Annotated in this window: 20 protein-coding genes; 10 read left to right on the forward strand and 10 right to left on the reverse strand. The window is 71.7% G+C overall.

Annotated features, from left to right (window positions below):
- Window positions 1–8: 8 nt before the first annotated feature.
- Window positions 9–1,283, reverse strand: coding sequence for a sugar ABC transporter substrate-binding protein (locus tag ABZ857_RS06460; protein WP_357038479.1), 1,275 nt, complete (start codon window positions 1,281–1,283; stop codon window positions 9–11).
- Window positions 1,284–1,486: 203 nt separating this feature from the next.
- Between ABZ857_RS06460 and ABZ857_RS06465 the strand changes: the two genes are divergently transcribed.
- Together ABZ857_RS06465 and ABZ857_RS06470 are read left to right on the forward strand one after the other, a co-directional pair.
- Window positions 1,487–2,494 (forward strand): LacI family DNA-binding transcriptional regulator, encoded by a 1,008-nt coding sequence (locus ABZ857_RS06465; RefSeq protein WP_357038481.1) that lies wholly within the window; start codon window positions 1,487–1,489, stop codon window positions 2,492–2,494.
- 179 nt (window positions 2,495–2,673) lie between these two features.
- Window positions 2,674–4,842, forward strand: a complete 2,169-nt coding sequence (locus tag ABZ857_RS06470) for a DUF6055 domain-containing protein (RefSeq protein WP_357038484.1) — start codon at window positions 2,674–2,676, stop codon at window positions 4,840–4,842.
- Between the two features lie 106 nt (window positions 4,843–4,948).
- Here ABZ857_RS06470 and ABZ857_RS06475 read toward each other — a convergent pair whose 3' ends face one another.
- Complete coding sequence (locus ABZ857_RS06475; protein ID WP_357038487.1) at window positions 4,949–6,334, reverse strand: glycine--tRNA ligase; 1,386 nt, start codon at window positions 6,332–6,334, stop codon at window positions 4,949–4,951.
- Window positions 6,335–6,498: 164 nt separating this feature from the next.
- On the reverse strand, window positions 6,499–6,816 hold the full coding sequence (locus ABZ857_RS06480; RefSeq protein WP_357038490.1) for an antibiotic biosynthesis monooxygenase: 318 nt from the start codon (window positions 6,814–6,816) through the stop codon (window positions 6,499–6,501).
- A 121-nt stretch (window positions 6,817–6,937) separates the two neighbouring features.
- On the opposite strand from ABZ857_RS06480, the gene ABZ857_RS06485 reads away from it, so the two are divergent.
- The 3 genes from ABZ857_RS06485 to ABZ857_RS06495 all read left to right on the forward strand — a co-directional run bounded on the left by ABZ857_RS06485 (window position 6,938) and on the right by ABZ857_RS06495 (window position 8,449).
- The gene (locus ABZ857_RS06485; protein ID WP_357038493.1) at window positions 6,938–7,360 is read left to right on the forward strand and encodes a DUF6703 family protein; all 423 of its coding nucleotides are present in this window, start codon (window positions 6,938–6,940) and stop codon (window positions 7,358–7,360) included.
- Between the two features lie 55 nt (window positions 7,361–7,415).
- Window positions 7,416–7,823, forward strand: a complete 408-nt coding sequence (locus ABZ857_RS06490) for a transcriptional repressor (RefSeq protein ID WP_357038496.1) — start codon at window positions 7,416–7,418, stop codon at window positions 7,821–7,823.
- A gap of 77 nt (window positions 7,824–7,900) precedes the next feature.
- The gene (locus ABZ857_RS06495; protein WP_357038499.1) at window positions 7,901–8,449 is read left to right on the forward strand and encodes a CGNR zinc finger domain-containing protein; all 549 of its coding nucleotides are present in this window, start codon (window positions 7,901–7,903) and stop codon (window positions 8,447–8,449) included.
- 95 nt (window positions 8,450–8,544) lie between these two features.
- Here the strand turns inward: ABZ857_RS06495 and ABZ857_RS06500 are convergent, their stop codons facing one another.
- Together ABZ857_RS06500 and recO are read right to left on the reverse strand one after the other, a co-directional pair.
- Complete coding sequence (locus tag ABZ857_RS06500; RefSeq protein WP_357038502.1) at window positions 8,545–9,357, reverse strand: isoprenyl transferase; 813 nt, start codon at window positions 9,355–9,357, stop codon at window positions 8,545–8,547.
- Between the two features lie 127 nt (window positions 9,358–9,484).
- Window positions 9,485–10,252, reverse strand: a complete 768-nt coding sequence (gene recO / locus ABZ857_RS06505) for a DNA repair protein RecO (protein WP_357038505.1) — start codon at window positions 10,250–10,252, stop codon at window positions 9,485–9,487.
- A 278-nt stretch (window positions 10,253–10,530) separates the two neighbouring features.
- Here recO and ABZ857_RS06510 point away from each other — a divergent pair, with 278 nt between their 5' ends.
- From ABZ857_RS06510 to ABZ857_RS06520, 3 genes are read left to right on the forward strand one after another with little or no spacing between them, the layout of a single operon-like run.
- Window positions 10,531–12,120: a CDP-alcohol phosphatidyltransferase family protein gene (locus tag ABZ857_RS06510; protein ID WP_357038508.1), complete on the forward strand. Its 1,590-nt coding sequence runs from the start codon at window positions 10,531–10,533 to the stop codon at window positions 12,118–12,120.
- Window positions 12,117–12,827: a DUF5941 domain-containing protein gene (locus tag ABZ857_RS06515; protein WP_357038511.1), complete on the forward strand. Its 711-nt coding sequence runs from the start codon at window positions 12,117–12,119 to the stop codon at window positions 12,825–12,827. The genes ABZ857_RS06510 and ABZ857_RS06515 overlap by 4 nt, the downstream gene beginning before the upstream one ends.
- Before the next feature lie 43 nt (window positions 12,828–12,870).
- Window positions 12,871–16,275 (forward strand): BTAD domain-containing putative transcriptional regulator, encoded by a 3,405-nt coding sequence (locus tag ABZ857_RS06520; RefSeq protein ID WP_357038514.1) that lies wholly within the window; start codon window positions 12,871–12,873, stop codon window positions 16,273–16,275.
- A gap of 19 nt (window positions 16,276–16,294) precedes the next feature.
- Here ABZ857_RS06520 and ABZ857_RS06525 read toward each other — a convergent pair whose 3' ends face one another.
- Window positions 16,295–16,789: an ATP-binding protein gene (locus tag ABZ857_RS06525; protein WP_357038517.1), complete on the reverse strand. Its 495-nt coding sequence runs from the start codon at window positions 16,787–16,789 to the stop codon at window positions 16,295–16,297.
- Between the two features lie 224 nt (window positions 16,790–17,013).
- Here ABZ857_RS06525 and ABZ857_RS06530 point away from each other — a divergent pair, with 224 nt between their 5' ends.
- Entirely contained in the window at window positions 17,014–17,913 is a 900-nt protein-coding gene (locus ABZ857_RS06530) for a helix-turn-helix transcriptional regulator (protein ID WP_357038520.1), read from the forward strand.
- A gap of 1 nt (window position 17,914) precedes the next feature.
- Here ABZ857_RS06530 and ABZ857_RS06535 read toward each other — a convergent pair whose 3' ends face one another.
- The 3 genes from ABZ857_RS06535 to ABZ857_RS06545 form a co-directional block, all read right to left on the reverse strand.
- Window positions 17,915–18,823: a LysR substrate-binding domain-containing protein gene (locus tag ABZ857_RS06535; RefSeq protein WP_357038523.1), complete on the reverse strand. Its 909-nt coding sequence runs from the start codon at window positions 18,821–18,823 to the stop codon at window positions 17,915–17,917.
- A gap of 70 nt (window positions 18,824–18,893) precedes the next feature.
- Window positions 18,894–19,622, reverse strand: a complete 729-nt coding sequence (locus ABZ857_RS06540) for an ABC transporter permease (RefSeq protein ID WP_357038525.1) — start codon at window positions 19,620–19,622, stop codon at window positions 18,894–18,896.
- Window positions 19,619–20,362 (reverse strand): ATP-binding cassette domain-containing protein, encoded by a 744-nt coding sequence (locus tag ABZ857_RS06545; RefSeq protein WP_357038528.1) that lies wholly within the window; start codon window positions 20,360–20,362, stop codon window positions 19,619–19,621. Before ABZ857_RS06545 ends, ABZ857_RS06540 begins: the two co-directional genes overlap by 4 nt.
- A 65-nt stretch (window positions 20,363–20,427) precedes the next feature.
- Between ABZ857_RS06545 and ABZ857_RS06550 the strand changes: the two genes are divergently transcribed.
- Window positions 20,428–21,156, forward strand: a complete 729-nt coding sequence (locus ABZ857_RS06550; RefSeq protein ID WP_357038531.1) for a TetR/AcrR family transcriptional regulator — start codon at window positions 20,428–20,430, stop codon at window positions 21,154–21,156.
- 2 nt (window positions 21,157–21,158) lie between these two features.
- On the opposite strand, the gene ABZ857_RS06555 is transcribed toward ABZ857_RS06550, so the two are convergent.
- On the reverse strand, window positions 21,159–21,812 hold the full coding sequence (locus tag ABZ857_RS06555) for a hypothetical protein (RefSeq protein ID WP_357038534.1): 654 nt from the start codon (window positions 21,810–21,812) through the stop codon (window positions 21,159–21,161).
- Window positions 21,813–21,858: the final 46 nt, after the last annotated feature.

The raw sequence follows: 21,858 nt of genomic DNA on the forward strand, positions 1-21,858 counted from the left end.
TCCTGTCATCACTGCTGGAGGGACTGGTTGACGGACTCGTTGAGCGAGGTGACCTTCGAGGCGTCCCCGAAGACGGCCTCACGCGCCAGCCTGAGCCACGGCCCCTGCGGGTCGTTGAACGTCTGGCCGAACTTCAGCGCGTACGGCGTCCTGCCCTTGGCGACGAGCGAGTTGATCAGCACCACCCGCGGGTCGGCGGAGGAGTACTTGTTGTCGGCCAGGTCGGTGCGGGCCACCACGTCCTTGTTCTTGGCCATGACCTCGACCTGGGCCTCGTCGGAGACCGACCAGGACAGGAAGTCCCACGCCTCGTCCGGGTGCTGGGACGTGGCCGAGATGCCGACCGAGTCGCCGCCCACGAACGTGGACTGGCCGCCGTCGGGGCCCGCGATGGGCGCGACACCGATCTTCATGTCCGCCGGCATCGACCCGAGCGTGGTGGACGGCATCGGCATCACGCCGATCTCGCCCTTGGGGAAGAAGCCGGTCCAGGTCGGCCCCTGCTCCTCCTTGGTGGTCGGTCCGGTGACGCCCTTCTCGTGCAGGCTCCGGTAGATCGCGAAGACGTCGGTCATCGGCGGCTTGTCCACCAGCGACTGGGTGCCGTCCTCGTTCATCACGTCGCCGCCCGCGGCCCAGACGGACGGCCAGAACGTGAAGACGTAGCAGCCTCCGCAGTTGCCGCCGAAGAAGGTGCCGTGGACCTTGCCGTCCTTGCCCAGCTTCTCCTGCACGGTGGTGGCCTGCTCGGCGAACTCCTTGAGCGTGGCCGGGCCCTTCTCCGGGTCGAGCCCCGCCTTCTTGTACAGGTCCTTGTTCCAGAACCAGACCGACAGGTCGAGGGTGTGCGGCAGCGTGTACTGCCGGTTCTCGTACGTGCCGAGCCGCATGTGGGAGGGGGCCAGCGCGTCCTTGAACGGGAGCTTGGCGATCCGGTCGGTGACGTCCAGGAACAGGCCCTGGGAGGTGTAGTTGGGCACGAAGATCACGTCGGCGGCGAAGATGTCGGGAAGCTGCTTGGCCCCCGCCGCCGCGGCGATCCTCGGCTGGTAGTTGTCGGTGGGGATGACGGTGAGCTTCACCTGGTTCTTGTGTGTGGCGTTGTAGGCGTCGACCAGGCGCTGGCTCTGCGCCTGGGTGGCGGCGCGGGTCCACATCGTGACGGTGACCGGGCCGCTCGACCCGGCCGATGCCGATCCCGCGGGCTCGCCGCCGCCGCCGCAGGCCGCGAGTGCCGCGGCCAGGAGCGCTGCGGCCGTGATCGCCGGCAGTCGTCTGAACATCGGTGCTCCTTACGGGGGGTGTGCCGTGCTGGGCAGGTGCTCCTCGCGTGAAGATCACGGAAAATGACCTAAAAGGTTTTCGGAAACGTAGCCGCAACATACGCCGCCGTCAATGGCATGCCTAGTCCTTGCGCCATCACGAACTGGCGACTATCTTCGGCAACGCCGTAGTCGCCCTCACTGTGAAAAGGTTTTACGTATCGATGGCTCCTCCGCAACGACCCGCCACGATCACCGACGTGGCCGCCCTCGCGGGGGTCTCGATCGCGACCGCGTCCAAGGCGCTCAACGGCCGGGGACAGGTCCGCGCGGAGACCCGCAGGCGCGTCTTCCAGGCAGCGGAAGAGCTGTCGTTCCAGCCGAACGCGCTGGCCCGCAGCCTGCTGACCGGGCAGACCCGCACCATGGGCCTGCTCACCAGCGACAGCGTCGGCCGTTTCGGCATCCCCGTGCTGCTCGGCGCCGAGGACGCGTTCGGCGCGGGCGAGATGGCGGTGCTGCTGTGCGACGCCCGCGGCGACTCCATCCGCGAGCAGCACCACATCCGCACGCTGCTGGCCCGCCGGGTGGACGGCCTCATCGTCGTGGGCGAGAGCACCGACCCCCGGCCCTCCATCAGCCGCGACCTGCCCGTGCCCGTCGTGTACGCCTACGCGCCGTCCGAGGACCCGGACGACGTGTCGTTCGTGCCCGACGACGTGGACGGCGCGGCGCAGGCCGTGCGGCATCTGGTGACCATCGGCCGGCGCAGGATCGCGCACGTCACCGGCCCGCAGCACTACCAGGCCGCCCAGGACCGGGCGGCCGGGGTGACGCTCGCGCTGGAGGAGGCGGGCCTGCCGATGTCCGGCGGCCAGGTCCTGTACGGCGTGTGGTCGCAGCGCTGGGGACGGCAGGCCGCCGAGGTGGTCCTGCGTGCCGACCCCGAGGTGGACGCCGTCGTCTGCGGCAGCGACCAGATAGCGGCCGGCCTGGTGGAGGCCGCGCGGGAGCGCGGGCGCAGGGTGCCGGAGGACCTCGCGGTGGTCGGCTACGACAACTGGGAGGTCCTGTCCACGGAGACCAGGCCCCCGCTGACCACGGTCGACATGAACCTGGAGGTGCTCGGCCGCACGGCCGCCCAGCACCTGTTCGCGGCGATGGACGGACGTGCTACGCCCGGTGTGCACCGGATGCCGTGCCGTCTGATCATCCGCGAGTCGACCGTCTGAGACGTCACGAGAAGGGAGGTCACCGAACCCACAGGCACGACGAGCACCGGGTCAGGCGGTCAGCTCATCGTTCACGCGCGGCGGGGCCCATGCACGACGGGGCCCATTCACGACAGGGTCCACGCACGGCCGTGGACCGGCCCCCGCGCGCCTCCGAATCCCCCCTCGGAAGGGCGAACATGATCCATCTGATCCGGAGAAAGACCGTCCTGGCACTCGCGGCGCTATGGCTGGCGCTCCTGCCCACGTTCGCCGCGCCCGCGCCCTCGTACGCGGCCACGAAGACCGTGTACATCCCCAGCCGCTGGGCCACCACCGGCGAGGTGCCGTGGAGCAGCGCCAGGACAAAGGAGTCCGCGAACTTCATCCTGCTGTGGGGCGACCGCTCCGGCACCGATCCCCGTAGCGCCCCCTCGCAGTACCGGTTCGACCCGGACAACATGCTGAGCCAGCTGGAGAGCCTCTACTCCTTCTACGTGAACACGATGAAGTTCACGCCGGAGACCGGCTACCTGGCGAAATACAAGATCATCGTGATCGTCACGCAGACGTGGTCGAACGCGCCCCTCAACGACTGGGCGACCGGCGGCTCCGTGGACGGCGTCGTCGGCGTCATCAACATCGCCCCCGCCGCCGCGCAGCCCGGCTCCTGGGGCCTGGCCCACGAGCTCGGGCACGTCTTCCAGAACTACACGTTCCTCGGCCGGTCCGGGTACGGCTTCACCGACCCCTCCGCCGGCACGTTCTGGGAGACCAGCGCCGAGTTCATGGCGATGCAGGTCTACCCGACCACCGCCGCCGGGGACCTCACCCGGTTCCTACGCACCGAGAACCTCTACTGGAGCAGCAGCCGCCACCACTACGGCAACTGGATGCTCATGCAGTACGTCAAGGACCGCGACGGGCTCGCCATGTTCAACCGTCTGTGGAACGAGGCCAGGAACACCGAGCATCCGCTGGAGACCTACCGGCGGATCAGCGGCATCAGCCAGGCCGAGCTGAACACCCGGGCCGGCGAGTACGCGCAGAGGCAGGTGACCTGGGACTACTCCAACCGGGCGAACGTCATGCCGTTCATCAACAGCCTCTATCCGTTCATCACCGCGTACAACGGCGTGCCGGTGGAGGCGGTCAACGCCTCGGCCGGGCACTACCGGATCCCCGACGCGATCGCGCCGTCGGACTACGGCTACAACAAGATCAAGCTCGTCCCGGGCACGGACGGCGGGCTGATCCGGCTGCACTTCAAGGGGCACGTCAACACGGCGGCCCAGTCGGGCTGGACGTACGGCTTCGTGGCGCTCAAGAACGGCGTGCCGAGGTACGGCCCGCTGAGCAGCGCCGCGGACGGCGTGATCAGCTTCCAGACCCAGCCGGGTGAGAAGGAGGTCTACCTCGTCGTCACGGGCACCCCCGGCACCGTCCACCACTGGGCCTACCTCGACGGCTATCCCAAGAACTACCGGTACCCGTACGAGTTCCGGGTCGAGGGCGCCACGCCGTCGGGCTTCGAGCCGGGATACACCCGTCCGGCCGCGCCGGCCGGGGGCCACTGGCACTCCAACGGCGGAGGCTGGGTGGACAACCGGGCGAACGTCGCCGCCACCGCCTACATCGGCCCCCGCGCTGCCGTCTACGGCAACAGCACCGTAAGCGGCAACGCCCGCATCGAGGGCTTGGCCTGGGTCAACAGCGGCGCGACCGTGGGCGGCAACGCGGTGGTGAAGGACAACGCGCTGATCCAGGGCGGGGCGAACCTCAGCGGGACCATCGTGGTCGGCGGGGACGCCGAACTCGCGACCGCCTGCGGCTCGGGCACCTACCTGATGTTCGACCCCGACCGCGGCTGCGACGGCAGAGGCGGGGAGACCGACGTCAATCCGGCGCACGGCACCTTCACCGACGCCGAACTCGCCATCACGCCGGTGACGTCCAGCCCGAGCCCTTCACCCAGCCTGAGCCCCTCCCCCAGCCCGAGCTCCAGCCCCAGTCCCAGCGCGAGCCCCAGTCCCAGCGCGAGCCCGAGCCCGAGCCCGGCGGGCTCCCCGGGTGCGGGCTGCTCCGCCACGTACAAGGTCGCGAACGCGTGGCAGGGCGGCTTCCAGGGTGAGGTCACGGTCACCGCGGGCGGCGCGGCGATCGGCGGCTGGACGGTCACCTGGACCTTCACCGGCGGCCAGGCCGTGACGCAGTCGTGGAACGCGGCGCTGACCGGCAGCGGGTCGTCGGTCACCGCGCGGAACACCGACTGGAACGGCGCGCTCGCGGCCGGCGCGAGCACGACCTTCGGGTTCATCGCGTCCGGGGCGAGCACTCCGGTTCCCACCCTCGCCTGCACGGCCCGATGACACCCGTGCGATGACACTGTTCTGATAACACCGCTCGATGACAGCACCGCCTGACAGCGCGAGGCGCCTGTCCGGAAATTTCCGGACAGGCGCCTCGTCGCGGTGATCAGTCGTTCAGGTGCTGGCGCAGGTACGACTCGACCTGGTCGAGCGCGACCCGCTGCTGGGCCATGGTGTCCCGCTCGCGGATCGTCACGGCCTGGTCCTCCAGGGTGTCGAAGTCGACCGTGATCGCGAACGGCGTGCCGATCTCGTCCTGGCGGCGGTAGCGACGGCCGATGGCCCCCGCGTCGTCGAAGTCGACGTTCCACCGGCGGCGCAGCCGGGCCGCCAGGTCGCGGGCCTTCGGCGACAGGTCGGCGTTGCGCGACAGCGGCAGCACCGCGACCTTCACCGGGGCCAGGCGGTGGTCGAGGCGCATCACGGTCCGCTCCTCCATCACGCCCTTGGCGTTGGGCGCCTCGTCGACGGTGTAGGCGTCGAGGAGGAAGGTCAGCGTCGCCCGGTCCACACCCGCCGCGGGCTCGATGACGTACGGCACGTAGCGCTCGCCCGACTCCTGCTCGAAGAACGACAGGTCGGTGCCGGACGCCTTGCCGTGCGCGGTGAGGTCGAAGTCGGTGCGGTTGGCGATGCCCTCCAGCTCACCCCACTCGCCGCCGGCGAAGTTGAAGCGATACTCGATGTCCACGGTCCGCTTCGAGTAGTGGGACAGCTTCTCCTTCGGGTGCTCGTAGAGCCGGAGGTTGTCCTTGTTGATGCCGAGGTCGACGTACCAGCGCAGGCGCTCGTCGATCCAGTACTGGTGCCACTCCTCGTCCGTGCCGGGCTTGACGAAGAACTCCATCTCCATCTGCTCGAACTCGCGGGTGCGGAAGATGAAGTTGCCCGGGGTGATCTCGTTGCGGAACGACTTTCCGACCTGGCCGATGCCGAACGGGATCTTCTTGCGCGCCGACTGCTGGACGTTCAGGTAGTTGATGAAGATGCCCTGGGCGGTCTCCGGCCGCAGGTACGCCAGGCCCGACTCGTCCTCCACCGGGCCGAGGAACGTCTTCAGCAGGCCGCTGAACTGCCTGGGCTGGGTGAAGGAGCCCTTGTTGCCGCAGTTCGGGCAGGTGATGTCGGCCAGGCCGCCCGCCGGCTCGCTGCCGTGCTTGGCCTCGTACGCCTCGATGAGGTGGTCGGCACGGTAGCGCTTGTGACACGACTGGCACTCGGTGAGCGGGTCGGTGAAGGTCTCGACGTGGCCGCTGGCCTGCCAGACCTCGCGGGCGAGGATGACGCAGGAGTCGAGGCCGACGACGTCGTCGCGGCCCTGCACCATGGCCTTCCACCACTCGCGCTTCACGTTGTTCTTGAGCTCGACACCGAGGGGGCCGTAGTCCCAGGACGCCCGCAGGCCTCCGTAGATCTCGCTCGACGGGAAGACGAGCCCGCGGCGTTTGGCGAGGCTGACGATCGTTTCCAAGACGTCGGTGCGACGTGCCATCAGTGGAACTCCATCCGGCTGGGTGTCGGCGTTGAGATCGGGGTCAGCGGTGCGTTGTTCGCTGAAGCGGGCGGGCCGGCCCGGCCGCCGTGCCGCGGCTGCGGGACGTCCGGCCACCTGCCCGGATCCGTGCTCAAGCTTAGGGGAATCCGGCGCCCCCGCGCTCAAGCCTTGCCCGCGGTTCCCGCGCTCGCCCCCTCGCCCGGCAGTGCGTAGACGCCCTCGAAGGCGCTGGGCTCGTTGATCATAAGGGTCATCAGGGGATACATCACCATACGGGCCGCCGACAGGGCGCGCCGGTAGTAGCCCGCGCCCTCCCACTCGCTGACCACCGCCCACAGGGCCGGCTCGTCCACCGCCCTGCCGATCTGCCCGCGCAGATATCCCGGCTGCGCGGCCAGCAGGTCGAGGATGGCGCGCGCCTGGGCGGCGAACTCGTCGGCGCGGGCGCCCGGCACCGAGTAACGGATCACGGCGAGCATGCCGCCCAGCATGCCACCCCTCGCGTACGCCCGGCCGGGGAGGGGGCGACGCAGGCGGAAGGAGCACAGCGGGCGACGCGACGGGGCGAAGATTGGGCGGACGCACACTAGGCTCGAACGCGTGGGAAGCGAAACCGAACCGCCGCGCCGCCAGGTGCCGGCCCATCCTCTGGCGAGGAAGCCTCCCGCCCGGGGGAACGCGGCGTCCCCGCGGGTGCGGCGGCCGCTGCCGGCGGGCGAGCAGTTCTTCACGCCCGGCGCCACCGGGCTGCGCGCGGCGGTCGAGCGCAAGAGCGCCGCGCCGCTGGTCTTCCTGTTCCAGCAGCCCCGCTGGGTGGTCCCGCTGGTCATGGTGGCCCTGCTGATCGCCGGGCTGGTGGTGCCCGACTGGCGTGGCGGGGTGGCCGTGCTCCCTGTGCTCGCGTTCATCGCCTGGCTGGCCTACCTGTCATGGCCCTCGCTGCGTCCGGTGGGCCGGTTGCTGAGGGTGGCGGCCGGGACGTTCCTGGTCCTCCTCGCCGCCACCCGTTTCGGACTGATCTGACGCGAACCGGCCTAACCTGGTAGGTCGTAGGGCGAAGCCGTACACAGGAGTCCTGATGACGAAGAGCCGTGACGCTGTTCACGAGATCCTCCGCCAGAGCCGGGGGTTCCGCAGCGCGCAGGACGTGTTCGCCGAGATGCGCGCGGTCGGCTCGAAGATCGGCCTGACGACCGTGTACCGGGCGCTCCAGTCGCTCTCCGACGCCGGCCGGGTCGACGTGCTGCGTACCGACGAGGGCGAGTCGGTCTACCGGGCCTGTCAGACCGACACGCATCACCACCACCTCGTGTGCCGGGAGTGCGGGCGCACGGTCGAGGTCGCCGGGCCCGACGTGGAGCGCTGGGCCGAGGTCGTCGGGGCCGAGCACGGCTTCATCGACGTCACCCACACCGTGGAGGTCTTCGGCACCTGTTCCTCGTGCGCTGCGGCCGCCTCGCGCGCGGAGGCGGCCGGAAAGAGCTGACCCCGCCCCGCGCGCGCCCCCCGAGAGGTACGCTGCGTGCGCCGCGACAAGCACCGCCGCGACAAAAGGGAGATGGCGTGCCGTTCAGCCATGACATGGTGTACTCGCTGGCGACGGTGGTGGACCTCATCAACACCGGCGCCGGCGAGCGCGACGGGCTGGCCGAGGTCGGCGACCTGGAGGAGTTCGTCCGCAGGCGGGAGGTCAGCGGAGTCGGGGCGCTGACCCGGCGGGACCTCTCCGAGGTCCGGGCCCTGCGCGAGGAGTTCCACGCCGTGTTCACCGCGCCGGACCAGCCGACGGCGGTCGGCCTGCTCAACACGCTGCTGCGGCGCACCCGCATCACGCCGAGCCTCACCGAGCACGACGGGCACCCCCTCCACGTCCACTACTTCGCGCCGGACGCGTCGGTCGCCGAGCACCTGGCCGCCGACTGCGGCGTCGCGCTCGCCCACGTGCTCGTCGAGAACGAGCGGGACCGCCTGCGCACGTGCGCGGCGCCCGACTGCTCCCACGTCTTCGTGGACGAGTCGAGGAACCGCTCCCGGGTCTACTGCGACAGCCGCACCTGCGGCAACCGCATGCACGTCGCCGCGTACCGGGCCCGCCGCCGCGACGCCTCCTGAGAGGCGGCCCCCGGCGGACCGGCCGGTGCAGGCCGTGCAGGCCGTGCCGCGCGTGGGCGGGGCCGGGCGTGGGCGTGGGCCGGGGCGGGGCCGGGCTACCAGGCCATGCCGGAGTCCTGCGCCACGCCCGAGTCCCGGCCCGCCTCGTTCGGCACGGCCCCGCCGTACCTGCGGTCGCGCTTGGCGTAGATCTCGCACGCCTGCCACAGGTCCCGGCGGTCGAAGTCGGGCCACAACTGGTTGAGGAAGACCATCTCGGCGTACGCGGACTGCCAGAGCAGGAAGTTGGAGGTGCGCTGCTCGCCGGACGATCGCACGAACAGGTCCACGTCCGGGATCTCCGGCTCGTCCAGGTAGCGGGCGAAGACCTTCTCCGATACCTTGCCGGGCTTGACCCGGCCGGCGGCGATGTCACCGGCGAGCCGCACGGCGGCGTCCACGATCTCCGCGCGGCCGCCGTAGTTGACGCAGAACTGGAGGGTCAGCCTGCTGTTGCCGACCGTCATCCGCTCCGCGTCCTCAAGCTCCTTGATCACGCTCTTCCACAGCCGTCCGGGACGCCCGGCCCAGCGCACCCGCACGCCCATCGCGTTGAGCTGGTCGCGGCGCCGGCGGATGACGTCACGGTTGAACCCCATGAGGAAGCGCACCTCGTCCGGCGAGCGCTTCCAGTTCTCCGTGGAGAACGCGTACGCCGACAGATAGGGGATGCCGATCTCGATGGCGCCCTCGATGACGTCGAACAGCGACGCCTCGCCCATCTTGTGCCCCTCGGTCCTGGGCAGCCCGCGCGCCTTGGCCCAGCGGCCGTTGCCGTCCATGACGATCGCCACATGTCGCGGCAGCAGGTCGCGCGGGATGGCGGGCGGAGTGGCACCGGACGGGTGCGGAGAGGGAGGACGGACCATGTACCGAAGGGTATTGCGTCCGGACCGGTCCTCAGGCGCGGGAGACGTGCGGATCCCGTGCGGATCCCGTGCGGATTCCGCGTCACGCGACACCGGGGGACGACCCCCGGACCCCCGCGAGGGCCGCTCAGATGATCCTCGCTTCGCTGCGGGTCATCTGACCTGGCCACTCCCGTTCCACGTGACGCAGCGAGCGGATGCCGTGCTCCAGGTGCCACTGCAGGTACGCGGCGACCAGTCCGCTGCACTCGGCGCGGTGCCGGGGCTCGGAGGCGTCGGCGGCGGCCCAGTCGCCGCGCAGCAGGGCGATCATCAGGGCGATCGTCTCCGCGGCGGGCACGGCGGCACCGGCCGGGCGGCAGGTGCCGCACACCACGCCGCCCGCGACGATCGCGAAGGCGCGCACGGCCTCCGCGCCGCACCGCGCGCACTCCGACAGCGCGGGGGCGTAGCCCGCCACGGCCAGCGAGCGCAGGAAGAACGCGTCGAGCACCAGCCGGGCCTCGTGGCCGCCCTCGGCGAGCGTGCGCAGGCCGCCGACCAGCAGCAGGAACTGGCGCAGCGCCGGCTCCTTCTCCCCCACCGTCAGCCGGTCGGCCGTCTCCAGCATCGCGGTCCCCGCGGTGTATCGGGCGTAGTCGGCCACGATCGCCTCGCCGTACGGGTGCAGGGTCTCGACCTGCGTGATCACGTCGAGCGACCTGCCGCTGTGGAGTTGCAGATCGACGTGGGAGAACGGCTCCAGCCGCGCCCCGAAGCGCGACATGGTCCTGCGCACGCCCTTGGCCACGCCGCGGACCTTGCCGGTGCGCCGGGTGAGGATGGTGATGATGCGGTCGGCCTCACCCAGCTTCTGGGTGCGCAGCACGACGCCCTCGTCCCGGTAGAGGCTCACCCCGCCATCGTATGGGTGCGCGCCTGGCGTCCGCCTCGTCGGACGGACATTCGCCCCGCCGAGGGGCACGACGAGGGCACGAATGGTGAAAATTCGGTAATGATCCGGCGACGATGCCGGGCGACGAACCCTCCCCAAGCTGTACATCCGGGGGCCGTACGGTAAACGTGGGATGCATCGGCTCAACCGAAAGGTCACTAAGCTTTGGCTTCCGGCGGACTTCCCCGCGCCGGTCAAGCCTGAGGGCCTGATCTCCCCCCGTTGTGCGAAAGGTTGCCATGACCCGCGTGGTCCTGCTGGGCGCCCCGCCCGGCCCGATCAGTCCCCCGCCTCCCGGCGGCCAGCCCGCCCTGCCCGCGGCCATCACGCTGAAATCGCTGCCCGGGGCCCCCTCCGCGTACGACAGGCTGCTCGCGCAGGCCGCCGCCCTGGACCCCGAGCCGACGACGATCGCCCGGCCGGGGGACGCCGCCGCCTACCACAGGCCGTACGGCCGGGTCGTGGAGAGCCCGGACGTCGCCGGCGACCTACGCGCGCTGGCCGACCTGGTCGAGGGCGCCGAGGACAACCTGCTCATCCTCCCGGCCGACTCGCTGGTCCACGACGAGCTGATCTACCAGATCACCAAGGCCAAGCGGGGCGCCATCGCGCTGATCGTCCGGCAGGAGCGGGACGAGAACGCGCCGCCGGAGGAGGAGGTGCCGATCGAGGAGGCGGAGCCCGAGATCGGCGAGAAGGTCATCGAGGGGCTGCCCCAGCGCACCCGCGCCGGCCGCGGCCGGATCATCTCCGTCGGCACCGCCTACCACGCGGTGACCCGGCCGAACGCGGCGCTGCTCGGACCGCTCCACCTCCACCAGCGGCACCTCCAGACCCTCGCAGAGGTCGCCCGCGAGCTGGCGGACATGGCCCACCTGTTCGGCCCCGAGGACGACGTGACCGAGCTGCTCGTGCTCGGCCTGGTCCGGCGCGGCGTGTCCGTGGGCCGGCGGGGCCGCCGCGACCTGTTCTTCCGCCGCGTCCGCAGCCAGGCCGAGGCCGACGAGGCTCTGACCGAGATGGCGGGCTTCAACGAGGACCGGGCCCGGCTGAACAACGCCGTGAAGGGCGCCGACGGCTTCTTCACCACGTTCTTCGTCAGCACCTACTCGCGCTTCATCGCCCGCTGGGCCGCCCGCCGCGGGCTCACGCCCAACCAGGTGACCCTGATCTCGATCGCCCTCGGCCTGCTGTCGGCCGGCGCGTTCGCCACCGGCACCCGCTGGGGGGCGGTGGCCGGCGCGGTCCTCATCTACTTCGCGTTCGTCTTCGACTGCGTGGACGGCCAGGTCGCCCGCTACGCGCGCAAGTTCGGCGTGCTCGGCGCCTGGCTGGACGCCACGTTCGACCGGTTCAAGGAGTACGCCGTCTTCGTCGGACTCGCGGTCGGCGCGACGGTGTCCGGGCAGTTCGGCGACGGCGAGGGCGTCTGGACGCTGGCGCTGGTCGCGCTGGCCCTCCAGTCGGTCAAGCACCTGCTGGACTTCTCGTTCGGTGCGGCCAACCGGCGCAAGGCGCCCGTGCCGCTGCCCACGCTGGACCTGACGGTCGCCGACGACCGTCCGCTTCGGGAGGCGCTGGAGCAGCGCAGGGCGAGCCGGAGCACCGGCGTGCGCGGGCTGCTGAAGCTCTGGACCAAGGCCGGCAAGTTCCGTCCGGTCCACTGGGCCCGCAAGATGATCGTCTTCCCCATCGGCGAGCGCTTCGCCGCGATCGCGATCACCGCCGCGTTCTTCAACCCCCGGGTGACGTTCCTCACGCTGATCGTCTGGGGCGGCGTCGCGGCCATCTACACCCTCACCGGACGTCTCCTGAGGTCGCTCGCATGATCACTCAGCCGCAGGCCACCACGCCGCTCCCGGACCCGGACGAGGAGCGCCGCCGCATCCAGACCGCGCGCCTGCTCGCCTACCGCGACGACGGCCCGCTCGCCACCACGCTGAAGGGCCCCCTGGGACGGCTGCTGCCGCCCGTGCCCGCGACCGCGGTGGCGCTGCTCGCGATCGTGGCGCTGGCCGTCGCCGGCGTCCTCACCGACGGCCCGATCCTGCTCGCGCCCGTCGCCGTGCTGCTCGTGCTCGTCCTGCCCACCGCCGGCCGCGACCACCTGGGCCGTTTCGACTGGCTCACTCCCCCGCTGCTGCGGGCGGCCGAGTTCGTGACGATCATCCTGCTCGGGCTGGCCGAGGACACGCCCAAGTGGCTGCTGTTCGTGCTGATCTACGTCATCGGCTACCACACGTACGACACCGTCTACCGCACCCGGCAGGGCATCTGGCCCCCCGCCTGGCTGTACCAGGCCGGGCTGGGCTGGGAGGTCCGCCTGCTGGTCCTGGGCGTGGGCGCCGCCGCCGGATGGCTGACCCCCGTCGCGGCCGTCCTCACGGCGTACCTGCTCGTGCTGTTCGCGATCGAGAGCATCACGAGCTGGGTCCGGCTGGACAAGGCCTCCGCGCAGGCCCAGGCCGACCAGGACCTGGAGCAGTCGCCGGAGGACGCCGCCGAGCAGGTCACCGGCGAGGCCGAGCAGGGCTGACCGGGGTGGGCGGGCCCCGGGCGTGACGGCGAGCTGAGCGGCCATGATCCGCATACGCGTGCTCGGCGCGCTCGAAGCCGAGGTCGACGGCGCGCCCGCCCAGCTCGGCGGGCCGCGCCAGCGCGAGGTGCTGGCGCTGCTCGTGGCGGCCAGGGGGGAGGTCGTCTCGGCCGACCGGCTGATCGACGACCTGTGGCGCGGCGAGCCGCCTGCCAAGGCCCTCGCCTCCCTTCAGACGTACGTCGCCAACCTGCGCAGAGCGCTGGAGCCCGGCCGTCCGCCCAGGACTCCGGCCCGCGTCCTGGTGAGCGCCGCGCCGGGCTACGCGGTGCGGCTGGACGCGCACGACGTGGACGCCTGGCGCTTCGAGCGGATTATCGCCGAGGCGCGCGAGGCGGCCGACAACGATCCCGCGCGGGCCCGCGTGCTCCTCCACGAGGCGCTGGGGTTGTGGCGCGGCGCGGCCTTCGCGGAGGTCGCCGACGAGGGGTGGGCGGCGCCGGAGACCGCGCGGCTGGAGGAGCTGCGGCGAAGCGCCCATGAGCTGCTGGTGGCGGCCACACTGCGCTCGTCCCACCCCGCCGACGCGGTGCCGACGGCCGAGGTGCTCACTCGGCGACAGCCCCTGCGCGAGGAGGGCTGGCGGCTGCTCGCGCTCGCCCTGTGGGGCAGCGGGCGGCAGGCAGACGCGCTGGCCGCGCTGCGCCGGGCCCGCGCGACGCTCTCCGAAGAACTCGGCCTCGACCCCGGCCCCGGACTGAGCGAGCTGGAACAGGCGATCCTGAACCAGCGGACGGACCTGCTCGACGCCGCGCTCCGGCCCGCCTCCCCGCCACACCCGGCGCCGCCGCGTCCCGCTTCCGCCGTCCCGCTGCCGGCCCGCCCGGCGGGGCCTCGAACGGCGGGTCCGGAGCGCACCGAGCTGTTCGTGGGACGCGAGGCCGAGCTGGGGGCGCTGGCGACGGCCGCGGGAGAGGTCCTGTCCGGCCGCCCGGGGATCGCGATCGTGAGCGGCGAGGCCGGCGCCGGAAAGTCGGCGCTGCTCGACCGGCTCCTGGGCGGCCTGTCACCCGAGCACTGGCTCGTCACCGTCGGGCGCTGCCCGGAGGCCGAGGGCGCGCCGCCCGCCTGGGCCTGGGTGGAGGCGCTGCGCCCGCTGGCCGCCGTCGCCCCGCCGGGGGATCACGCGGCCGCGCTGTCCCCCCTGCTCGGCGACGGCCAGGTGGCCGAGGACGCCGCCGCCGGACGGTTCCGCATGCACCGCGCCGTCGCCGCGTGGCTGCGCGAGATCTCCGGCCACGGCCGCGCGCTGGCCGTCGTCCTGGACGACCTGCACCGGGCCGACGGGGAGACGGTGGCGCTGCTGAGCTCACTGGCCGAGGAGCTGACGGGCACTGGCGCCCGGGTCCTGCTCGTCGTGGCGCTGCGTCCCTCCGAGGTGACCGAGACCCACAAGGACGCCCTCGCGGCGCTCGCCCGGCGCCGGCCCGTGCGGGTGCAGCTCGGCGGGCTGTCCCCGGCCGAGGTCGAGACGCTGGTCACGGCCGTGTGCGAGCGGCCGATCGACCGGGCGACGGCGGCCGCGCTGTCCGACCGCACCGGTGGCAATCCCTTCTACGTCTGGGAGAGCGCCCGCCTGCTGGCGAGCGAGGGAACGCTATCGGACGACGTGCCCGAGGGCGTGCGCGACGTGCTGCGGCGCCGCCTGGCCCGGCTGCCCGCGACAGCCGTCGGCGCGCTGCGCCTGGCCGCCGTGGTCGGCCGGGAGGCCGAGGTCGAGGTCCTTGTCCGCGCCTCCGGCACAGGCGAGGACGTCGTGCTCGACGGGCTCGAGGCCGGCCTGATCTCCGGCCTGCTGACAGAGCCGGCCCCGGGACGGGTGCGCTTCGTCCACGCTCTGGTGCGCGACACCCTCTACCAGGACCTGCCGGGAATCCGGCTCGCCCGCATGCACGCCCGCGTCGCCGACGCCCTGCACGCCCTGCATCCGGACCACCTGACCGCCCTGGCCCACCACTACGCGCGGGCCGCCACCTCGGCCACCGCGCTCGCGGCCGTGGACTACTCGGTGCGGGCGGCCGAGCTGGCCACCCGGCGGTACGCCCACGACGCCGCCGTCGAGTCGCTGACGCAGGCGCTGGAGTGCTTCGACCGGGTCCCGGACGCGGCCGACCGGGACGCCAGGCGGGTGGAACTGCTGGGTCTGCTGCTGCGGGCCCAGGTCAGGGCGGGGAACGTCCTGCGGGCCAGGGCGACCCGGCAGCGGGCCGTGGAGATCGCCGAGCAAGCGGGCCGCGAAGACCTGCTCATCGCCGCCTTCACATCCTGGACCGAGTGGGCGCCCTGGTACATCCGGGCCTATCGGCTGTGGGTCGGCGGGGAGGACGACCGCACGGCGGAGTCGCTCACCCGGTTGCTGCGCCGTACGGATCTGGCGCCGGTCACGCGCTGTCTGCTGCTCGCGGCGCTCCTCGGCGAGCTGAGCGGCGAGGACGACCCGCGCGTGGCGGCTGCCGCCCGGGAGGCCGGCGAGCTGGTGGATCGCCTCGACGACCCGGCGATCGAGGCGCTGGCGCTCACGCTGGTCCTCAAGGAGACCTCCTTCGACCGCTCGCCGGAGGTACGGGCGGCGCGCGCCGAGCGGCTGGCCGCCCTCGCCGACGAGCACGACCTGATCGCCTACCGGTGGTACGCGCAGTACACCCTGGGCGCCTTGGCCGCCGTGACCGGCGACGTGGCGGAGCTGCGCCTGCGGCTCGGCCGCAGCATGGAGATCGCCCGCTCCTACCGCCTGGCACAGGCCCTCTCGGTCGGGATGGCCGCCGAGGGGATGCTTGCCCACGTGACGGGGTGCCTGGACGAGGCGGAGCACCTCTACGGCGTCGCGTACGAGAAGATGCGCAGCGAGGGCTGGATGGACGCCGAGGGCATGTACGGGATCGCGCGGGTGACGGTCCGCGTCAGCCGGGGCCGGATCGGCGAACTGGAGCCCACGCTGCGGGCGCTCTCCGGACGGTACGGCCCCCTCGCCGCCGACGCGTACGCGCTGGCGCTGCTCGCGAACGGGCGGACGGACGAGGCGCGGACGGTGCGGGCCCGGACCCCGTTGCGGCAGGACCAGTACTACGCCGTGTTCGCCACCCTGCGGGCCATGACCACCGTCGCGCTCGGCGAGCGGGAGGAGGCGGAGGACCTGATGCGCGATCTGCTGCCCCTGCGCGACCAGTTGGCGGGGGCGGCGTCCATGTGGCTGGCGATGCGACCCGTCGCGCACACGCTGGGCGAGCTCGCCCAGCTGCTCGACCGCCCGGAGGAGGCGGCGGAGCACTTCTCCCACGCCGTCGAGGTGGCTCGCCGCTGGAACGCGCCACTGTGGGAGCGAGAGGCCCGCGCCGCCCTGTCACGGCTCTCCGGCCTCGGAAGGCGGGCCGATCGGGAAGCGGGCTGACCCCCGGAAAGCGGGCCGGTCAGGAGGCGGGCGAGGCGTCGAACAGCGCCCACACCACCTTGCCCCCGCCGTGGGTGAGGATCCACCCCCACGCCGCGGTCAGCGCCTCGACCAGGTGCAGCCCCCGGCCCGACTCCGACAGGTCGCTCCAGGGCGAGACGGCGGGCACCCGTGCGCTGGCGTCGCTCACGCCGCAGCCGATATGAAACCGGTGCTTCACCAGCCTCAGCCTGATCGGCGGGGCCTCCGCGAGGTCGCCGGGAGCGTGCCGCAGCGCGTTCGTCACCAGCTCCGACACCACGATCTGCGCGTCCGGCACGAGGCCGGGTAGGCCCCAGCCGCACAGCGTCCTGGCGGTGAAGTCACGGGCGGCGGCGGCCGACGTGGTGCGCCCGTGGAAGGTGCACGTCGCCGAGGGAGGCAGGGACAAGCCGGCGACGTCGTCCCGCTCGAACATCGAGGTCAACCACGGAGGCGCTGTCGCGGCTCCCGGGCCCGCCAGGTCTGCTGTCATCGCCGATCCCTCAGGTCTCACTCATTACATGATGTGAATTTCCCTGCCGTCGTGTATCTTGCCCTGTGCCTTGCGGATGCAAGCACGCGTGCACGTGCAAATGTCGCGCGTCCCCGACTTTCCGTCGAAGTTCCCAGAAAAGACGGCCTCACCCCGGTCCGGTAGGATGATCGACCCGATTGGTTGACTAGGAATTCTTCCGTAGCGTCGCCGATGGAGACCTCGTGAACGCACAGGCGGCCGGCCCCGCCCCCACACCGGTCGGGATCGCCCGCGGCGGCCCGACGGCCCTGCGGCTTCTGCTCGGCGCCCAGCTCAGGCGGCTGCGCCGGGAGAGCGGCATCACCCCCGAGAAGGCGGCCCGTGCCATCCGCGGGTCGCACGCCAAGATCAGCAGGCTTGAGCTCGGCCGGGTCGGCTTCAAGGAGCGGGACGTCGCCGACCTGCTCACCCTCTACGGCATCACCGACGCCGACGACCGGGCCGTGCTGCTCGACCTGGCGCGGCAGGCGAACATCCCCGGGTGGTGGCACAAGTACAGCGACGTGCTGCCGGGCTGGTTCGAGTTCTACGTCGGCCTGGAGGAGGCGGCGTCCGTCATCCGCTGCTACGAGCTGCAGTTCGTGCCCACGCTGCTGCAGACGCCGGAGTACGCGCGGGCCCTCGTCCTGCGCAGCAGCGCGGGGCGGTCCGCCGACGACGTCGACCGGCGTGTGGACCTGCGGATGCGCCGGCAGGAGCGGCTGACCGGGCCCGAGGCGGCGACCCTGTGGGCCGTGATGGACGAGGGGGCGCTGCGCCGCCCGATCGGCGGCCGGAAGGTGATGCGGGCCCAGCTGGAACACCTCATCGAGGTGACCCGGCAGCCGAACGTCACGCTGCAGATCGTGCCGTTCGACCACGGCGGGCACGCCGCGTGCGGGGGGCCTTTCACGATCCTGCGCTTCGAGGCGCCCGAGCTGCCCGACGTCGTCTACCTGGAGCAGCTCACCAGTGCCCTCTACCTGGACAAGCCCGAGGACACCGAGGCGTACACGCAGGTGATGAACGCGCTGTGCGTGGACGCCAGGCCGGCCACGCAGACCGGCGCGTTCCTGAAGGAACTGCTCGCCGACCTCGGGTGAGCTACCTCCTGGAGAAGAACGCCTGGCAGGTCTCGGCGAAGGCGACCGCCCGGGCGGTGGGCCGCACGCCGCGCACCGAGGCGAGCACGACGTCGAGCGTGGGCACGTCGTCGCTGATCGGGACGCACGCGACCCGGCCGCCGTCGTAGGTCTGGTCGTTGTCGGCCCGCTGGTTGAGTATCGAGTAGCCGTGCCCGCCCGCCACCAGTGAGCGCGCCGTCTCGTAGCTCGACGTACGGAACCGCACGCGCGGCTCGGTGGGATAGATGGCCCGGAAGTAGTCGCGGCTGCGCGGCAGGTCCAGCAGGATCATCGGCTCGGCCGCCAGGTCCGCCAGCGACACCGCCTCCGCCCGGGCCAGCGGATGCTCCGGCGGCAGCAGCGCGTACGGCCTGGCGCGGGTGAGCGTCCGGATGTCGAGGTCGAGGGCGAGATCGATGGCGTAGACGAGGGCGACCTCGCACCGCCCGTCGAGCAGGGCCGACTCCATGGCGGAGATCTCGCCCTCCGCGACGCTGACCCGCACCCCCGGATACCGTTCGGCGAACTCGCGCAGCAACCGGGACAGGTAGAACGGCGCGAGCGTGGTCAGGCAGCCGACGGCGAGCTCACCGGTCAGCGACCCCGCGAGGCCCCGCGCCGACTGGGCGAGCGCGGCGGCGTGGGACAGGAACTCCCGTGCCTCGACGAGGAAGCGCTCGCCCGCGCGGGTCAGCGACAGGCCGCGGGCGTGGTGGCGGATCAGGAGCTGGACCCCCAGCTCCCGCTCCACCTGGGCGATGGCGGCCGAGATCGCCGACTGCGCCACCATGAGCTCTCTGCTGGCCGCGGTCATGCTGCCGAGCTCGGCCGCGGTTACGAAGTAACGCAGCTGGACGAGGGTGAAGTTGACGTCCGCCACGCCACCCATTGTGACCGTCTCCGTGCCCGGCGGCGCCCGCAAACCGGTATGAACTTCGAATGCCTTTTCCTAGCCCTGATCAGGCGTTTTCCCTTTGGAAACGACGGGTGCCCAGGGTAACGCCCAGGACGGCGAAGGCCAGGGACACGACGACCCCCCACACCAGGGCGGACGACGCGTAGGAACCGGCGAACAGCGCGCGCAGCCCCTCCACCGCGTACCGGAACGGCGTGAGCCGCGACACCACGTCGAGCCAGGCGGGGGCGAGCGACATCGGCAGCAGCGCGCCCGACAGCAGCATCAGCGGGACCACCAGGGTGGACATCACGGGCGCGAACAGCTCCTGCCGCAGCGTGAGCGCCGCGGTGTACGACAGCGACGCCATGCCGACCGACAGCACGGTGGTCAGCAGCAGCGCCGCCAGCACCCCCGCGAGCGGCGCCCGCAGGCCCAGCGCGTACGCGGCCACGATGATCGCCACCGCCTGGACCAGCAGCACGACGCTGTCCCTGAGCACCCGGCCGAGCAGCAGCGTCACCCGGCTCACCGGCGTGACCCGCAGCCGTTCGAGCACGCCGAACCGCTGGTCGAAGACGATATTGAAGCCCGCCATTCCCGCGCTCGTCAGCCCGAGCTGCACCAGCAGGCCGGGCACGAGGACGGCCCACGAGCCCACGCCGCTGCGGTCGAACAGCGGGCCGAACAACACGAGGTAGAGGAACGGCTGCAGGGCGCTGAAGACCAGGCCGAACTTGTTGCCGAAGGAGGCGCGCAGGTAGTGCCCGGTCAGGGCGGCGAGGGCGGTCACGCGGCGGCCCCCTCGCGCAGCCCGCGGCCGGTGACGGCGAGGAAGACGTCGTCGAGCGTCCGCGCGCCGTGCTCGGACTTCAGCTGGTCCGGGGTGCCCTCGGCGACGATCCGGCCGTGATCGATGATCAGAACGCGGTCGCAGAGCGCGTCGGCCTCCTCCAGGTAGTGGGTCGTGAGGAAGACCGTCAGGCCGTCCCGCTCGCGCAGCCGCCGCACGTGGTCCCACAGGTTGGCGCGGCTCTGCGGATCGAGCCCGGTCGTGGGCTCGTCGAGGAAGAGCAGCTCGGGCCGGTGGAGCAGGCCCATCGCGATGTCCAGCCGGCGCTTCTGGCCGCCCGACATCGTCGCCGTCGTACGCCCCTCGACCCCGGGCAGGTCCAGCTCGGCGAGCAGCGTGGTCACCCGTTCACGGGCCTGCTCCCTGCTCAGGCCGTACAGGCGGGCCTGGAGCACGAGCTCCTCCCCCACTGGGGAGAACGGCGCGAACGCGCCGCCCTGGGCGACGTAGCCGATGCGGCGGCGTACGGCCGCGGGGTCGGCGAACAGGTCGGCGCCCGCGACCGTGGCGGTGCCGGACGTGGGGCGCAGCAGTGTGGTCAGCATGCGCAGCGTGGTGGTCTTGCCCGCGCCGTTCGGTCCGAGGAAGCCGACGATCTCCCCCGCGGAGACGTCGAGATCGATCCCCCGAACGGCCTCGACCGGGCCGAAGGTCTTGGTGAGCCCTCTGGCGTGAATCATGCTGGGTAGAGTAACACCAAATTTGGTGTCACTTAAAGATTGTGCTCGCCCTTACAATCGAGGGCGTGGAAGAGGGCCTGCGGGAGCGGAAGAAGCGGGAGACGCGGCAGCGCATCGCCGACATCGCGATGGGGCTGTTCCTGCAACGGGGGTTCGACAACGTCACGGTGGCCGAGGTGGCCAGGGCCGCCGACGTGTCGGTCAACACCGTCTTCAACTACTTCCGCACCAAGGAGGACATGTTCCTCGACCGCAGCGAGGAGACCGAGGATTTGCTGGCCCGGGCCGTGCGCGAGCGCCGCGCGGGCGAGACGGCGGTCGAGGCGGTGCGGCGGGACTTCTTCGAGGCCCTCGACGCCGGCGACTGGCGTTACGGGATGAGCGAGGGCGCCGACCTGTTCGCGCAGCGGGTCAGGGAGAGCCCGGCACTGCAGTCACGGGTACGCATGCTCGACGTCCACAGAGAGGAACGGCTGGCCCGGACGCTCGCCGATGAGACCGACGCCGATCCCGACGACCTGACCCCTTGGCTGGTGTCGGCGCAGATCTGCGCCGTCGTCCGCGCGCTGACCCGCCACTTCGCGATGCGGCAGATGGCCGGCGAGGACGCGACGCTGATCAGGGCGGACATCAGGGAGAACGCCGAGCGCGCCTTCGAGCTACTGGAGCGCGGGGTCGGCGACTACTGCACCCGGTGGGACAGATCGCCGTCGACCCCGGTTTCCGGGTCACCGGCGGGGTCGCCGCCGTTCCCGTCGTCCACGCGCGCGGACCTCGCCGGATCGGATCAGTGACTTCACGAGGAAGCCTTCAGGGCGCAGGAGTCCATCCACCACCAGCCCTCGCCGAGAGGGACGACCGGGCAGATCTGCATGCCGAAACCGTCGTAGCGACCCGAGGCTTCGCCCGCGAAATGAGCGAAGCCGATGGAGTCATCCGGAACGCCGATCCAGTCGGGAGCGTACAAGATTGGCTGGCCGCCGCTGTAGCCGAGGGTGGCCACGCGGCAGTTCGCCGAGAGGTAGCACAGCGGACCCGGCAGTTTCGGGCCGTAATAGCCGTCCTGCCCGGTCGTCGGCAGCCTCCCCTGTCGGTACAGCTCGACCACCTGACTGAACGCCGGCCTTTCCACGAAAAATCGTATTCGCGCACGTAGCACCGGATTCGCCAACGCCACCGGGCCTGACGCCAGCCCCAAGACCATCAGGGCCAGCCCGAGCGCGATCGCGACCGGCCGGCGTCCCAGCCCCAGCACGACCATCATGGGCAGGCAGACGGCCAGGAGCGCCGGATACGCCGCCCCCTCCGCGAAGATTCCGAACAGCCACAACGCGCTGTAGACGGGGCCCCTGTGCAGTTCCAGCACCACCATCACGACCGCGGCGACCGCCATGACCAGGAGGGGGATCACCGCGGGGCGGGTGACCCCGGGCTCCTTCGACGAGATCACTCGCCACATGCTAAGCCCGGAATGTGCAGAATTCGTGATGCTCTCG

Source organism: Microbispora sp. NPDC046933, assembly GCF_040644635.1.
Lineage (GTDB): Bacteria > Actinomycetota > Actinomycetes > Streptosporangiales > Streptosporangiaceae > Microbispora.